Raw genomic sequence first — 3950 nt, 5'->3', positions numbered from 1 at the left:
CGTCGAGCACCGCAATCAGTTCCTTTGTTCCGTCGGCAGTCGCACCCATCAGCACCAGCAAACACTGTTTTTTATTGGAATCGTCCTCCAATCGGACCTTCGCATGAATGCCGTCGGCCCAGACGTAAACGTAGTGCTTTCCGGTCAAAGCACGCTTGCTCCACTGGTCATACTCGATGCTCCATTGCTCTTTTAATCGAACAACAACGCTCGCACTCAGCCCCGCGGCTCGTTCACCGACCAGAGACTGCAATGCCTCCGCAAAATCACCCGTTGAAACACCTTTGAGGTAAAGCCACGGAATCAGCTCCTCGATTGCCGTCGTCTTGCGCAGGTAGGCGGGAAGAACGCTTGGCGTGAACGTTACACGTTTTTCGGGGTCGGGATGATTGTCGCGCACGCGACCTTGTGTGACGGGGATCGCCCCGGCACCGGTCAGGATCTCTCGCTCGGGAAGGCTGCCGTTTTTGACCACCCGCCGTCGTCCCTGATCGTCGCGGCGGTTTTCATGAATTTCAATGAAAGCGTCGACCTCGGCATCGATTGCTGATTGAAGCATTCGCCTGGCTCCTTCTCGGACAATCTCGTCCAGAGGGCTTTTCTGGTCGAATTGAGCTCGAAAGGAAATCACTTCGGGATCGAGCTGTTGTAAGCGTTCTATCTGCCCAGGTTGGCCTTGCGGTCGGGAGAATCTGCCGGCGGCTAATCGCCGCCCCGTAAATGCTGTGGCGGCCGCTTCCCATGTCTCCAGCACGCAGTTCATCGGCGCTGCCACTGATGCTGCGTTTTGATCTCACTGGGGTGTCTCTGAGCTCTACTTCCGCTCGGCTCCCAAGGGACGGCGCGAAGTGCGGTCAAGGGTTTCGGTCTTTCGCTAAAAGAAAAAAAACTGGATCACGCACCGCGTGTCACGAAGGAGTCAGGCGTCTATCGATCCACCAAGGGCCACGAGAGATCAAAACGCTTTCGCGGTCGCATCGCTGGTAACCTACGGCCAGAAGACCCATGAAGCTGGCGATAGCTTCGCTCGCCATCACGTCTGATTTCGGGCGCGCCCTAACGGAAGCGACCTGATGCATTTCACCACATCATGTCCAGGTCCCCGTCGCCGGTTCTCTGGGCGTACTCCAGATGGTCGCACAGGTCAGCGACCGCTTCAACATCGGAACCCGCTTTGCCTTTGACGCACGAGTGGCTCAGGTCGCCGATGAGCCACTGCAGCTCTACCCGAGTCATTCCCACTCGGCGAATCGCTTGACCCTTCGGCCAACGACGCAGCGACGCCTCTAAGCGGCCCGATACATAGCCGTACTTCAGGATCAAGTCGCGATGTTCGCGCGTCAGTTGGATTCGCTCGGTCAGGTTCGCCATCACGCCACCCTCGCCTCGCGGCGACGCACTCGACGTTGCTGTGTGGTCAAGCGTCGCGCCTTCTGCTCGGCGTCGCGGTACGGACGGACCGACTCCGGGTGTTCCTTTCGCCACACGTCTGGAAGTAGGCGTTCGTAATCTGTGCTGCCACTTGCCAACTGACGAAGACAATCGTCCACGTAGGCCCAAGCATCCAAGTGATGCCGTGCCGCCGAAGACACCAAGCTATACATCGTCGCCGCCACTCGGCCTCCTCGGTTTGATCCGACGAACAACCAGTTCTTTCGACCGATCGTCAAGCGGCGAAGTTCGTTTTCAGTCGCGTTGTTGTCAATCGGGATCGCGCCGTCGCCGAGGAACACCGACAGCTCATCCCACTGGTTCAACGCATAACGTACTGCCTTGCCGATCGAGCTCTTCGGAAGGACTCGCCGATCACCGTTCATCTGCAGCAACCAGTCATGCAGATCGTTCATGATCGGCACTGACTCGTTCTGACGCAGTTCCAGACGCTCGGCCGCCGAAGCTTCTCGCGCGCGGTCTTCAACCTTGTATAGGCCACGGTAAAACGCCAGTGCCCGCGCAGCGGCGACCGGGTCGTTCGGCTTGGCTTCGACGAACTTTCGGCGTGCGTGCGCATTGCAGCACGCGGCAAAAATTTGATCCTGTGCTCCCAGATAGACTCCGTCGTTGACTCCATAGGCATCGACCACCGCGTGGCCGTGAAAATCACGAAGGAATTTTGCCGGGCCGTCGCGTCCGCGACTTTCCGTGAAGTCGAACACGTTATACGGATGATCTTCACGGCCTCGATACAGCCAGAATCGTGCAGTCCGCATCTTGCCCGGCAAGCTGGCGTCCTGCAGCCGAACCGACGTATCATCCACACCCAGCACGTCGCCTGAGACGATTCGCGACTTCATCAGTTCTACCAACGCACTGGCCAGTGCCGCGATGTTCGCCAGCATCCCAAACTGCGTGTTGCGAGGGATCAGCATCCCGGCGCGGGCGAAGATGTCTTCCCCGCGATAGAGCGGTAGATGATCGGCGAACTTGTTGACGATCAGTTGCGTGTAAACGCCGAAGCCATAATCGCTGCCGGGGATCGGAGTTGTCAGTCCGCATGGTTCCTCACCGGCGGGCACCTGAGCGATCGATTCTTTGCACTTGCAACAGGCTCGTTTGTGGCGATGGATCTCCCAAATGAAAAACTCTGCCGGGATGAAATCCAATCGATTGCTGATGTCGGTGCCCACAATCGGCATCTCTTCACCACAGCAAGGACAGATTCGCTGTTCGGCCGGAACGTCCGCTTCGATGACTTTGCGTTTGAGATGATCCGGTAGCTTCTCGGACTTCTTCTTGCGACGACGCCGACGTGGCTGGCTTGCTTCATCGTCTTCGGCATCGTCATTCTCGACTTGCTGCTCACCCAAGTCGAACAGATGCAACTGCGAGTCATCTTCGACGTGCCGCTCGGAAGATCTGCCGAACAACTTGCGGCGATAGAGGTTCAGTTCTTCGCGGAGTTGTTCGTTGGCTTTCTGCAGTCGCTCAACCGTTTCGATCAGCTCAGCGTTGAGCCTCAACACGCTCTGCAAGTCGTCTTTGTTTTTCGAAGCAGCCATGCAGTTGTTATCGCCATCGAAACAAAAAACGCAAGGCTCTGTTGGGCCTTGCGTTGATGCTTTTCAAAAAGACTTGCTCGGCTAGCTCACGCCGCTTCAGGAAGGTCGATCGAGTAGCGTTTGCGTCGTTGCGATCCTTCGATCTGCACACCGCGGAGCATCATAACCAGGCCGGCCGAGTCGATCTCGAAGCTGCCATGCTCTTCGGAGACAATCTTTTCGAAGCTTCCGCTTTCGAGTCGCTTAGACCAGAGAGCCAAGCCATCGCAGTCCCACATCAGAATCTTGACATAGTCGCGCCGGCGGTTGAAAAAGACGAACAGGTGGCCGGAGAACAAGTCGACCTGGAAATGTTCTTTGACAAGTCCGGACAAGCCATTGAAGCTCTTCCTCATGTCGGTCGCCTCGGTGTAGACGAAGATCCGCGTGGTGGGGGCAAGTGCGATCACGATGCCACCTCACTGAGTGCCTCGACGATGTTCTTGATCAGCCTGCGTTGCTGCTCGTCGGTGGTGTTCCGGTCGAGGCGAGCAACAGCCCCGCCAGGCAATTCAATTTCCAAACCGGTCGTTTGATCCGCTTCCATCTCGTCGGGGGGAAGCTCAACAGCGACGAACGAGGCCGGTTGATCGCTGGAGCCTGTTGGACGATCGGGAACAGGGGATCGCAACTTCCGTCGCCACTGATAAAAGGAGGCGACCGAATAGCCTTCACGATCACAGAAATCTGCGACTGTCAGACCGGACTGGGCGAACCGTTCAATGCGGTCACGCCACTGCTGAGCGAGTTGTGGGTTGGGGAACTGCGGCATGGGTTTCTCCTGAAAGTGGAAAGAAACCCCTCACGCTAACCAGGCGGTCAACATGGGCAGATAGAACGCTTACCCAACAAACTGGCGCGAGTATCCGGGAATTCGTTGTCAGATTTGGTCACGGCTTATCCTCCTGGCCG

General features: G+C 57.2%; 5 protein-coding genes. All 5 read right to left on the bottom strand.

Annotation, left to right across the window (positions count from 1 at the left end):
- Window positions 1–775: transposase (locus tag ABX962_RS32100; RefSeq protein WP_372725745.1), on the bottom strand; the 775-nt coding region annotated here is incomplete at its 3' end.
- A gap of 305 nt (window positions 776–1080) precedes the next feature.
- Complete coding sequence (locus ABX962_RS32095; RefSeq protein ID WP_372725743.1) at window positions 1081–1371, bottom strand: hypothetical protein; 291 nt, start codon at window positions 1369–1371, stop codon at window positions 1081–1083.
- The gene (locus tag ABX962_RS32090; protein WP_372725741.1) at window positions 1371–2999 is read right to left on the bottom strand and encodes an IS66 family transposase; all 1629 of its coding nucleotides are present in this window, start codon (window positions 2997–2999) and stop codon (window positions 1371–1373) included. Before ABX962_RS32090 ends, ABX962_RS32095 begins: the two co-directional genes overlap by 1 nt.
- Window positions 3000–3085: 86 nt before the next feature.
- Window positions 3086–3448, bottom strand: coding sequence for an IS66 family insertion sequence element accessory protein TnpB (tnpB, locus tag ABX962_RS32085; protein ID WP_372725739.1), 363 nt, complete (start codon window positions 3446–3448; stop codon window positions 3086–3088).
- Entirely contained in the window at window positions 3445–3810 is a 366-nt protein-coding gene (locus ABX962_RS32080; protein ID WP_372725737.1) for a hypothetical protein, read from the bottom strand. Before ABX962_RS32080 ends, tnpB begins: the two co-directional genes overlap by 4 nt.
- Window positions 3811–3950 lie beyond the last annotated feature (140 nt).

The sequence above is a fragment of the Novipirellula sp. genome (genome assembly GCF_041583735.1).
Taxonomy (GTDB): domain Bacteria; phylum Planctomycetota; class Planctomycetia; order Pirellulales; family Pirellulaceae; genus Novipirellula.
The sequence above is the reverse complement of the archived record's forward strand: the minus strand, read 5'-3'. Positions and strand labels throughout refer to the sequence as shown.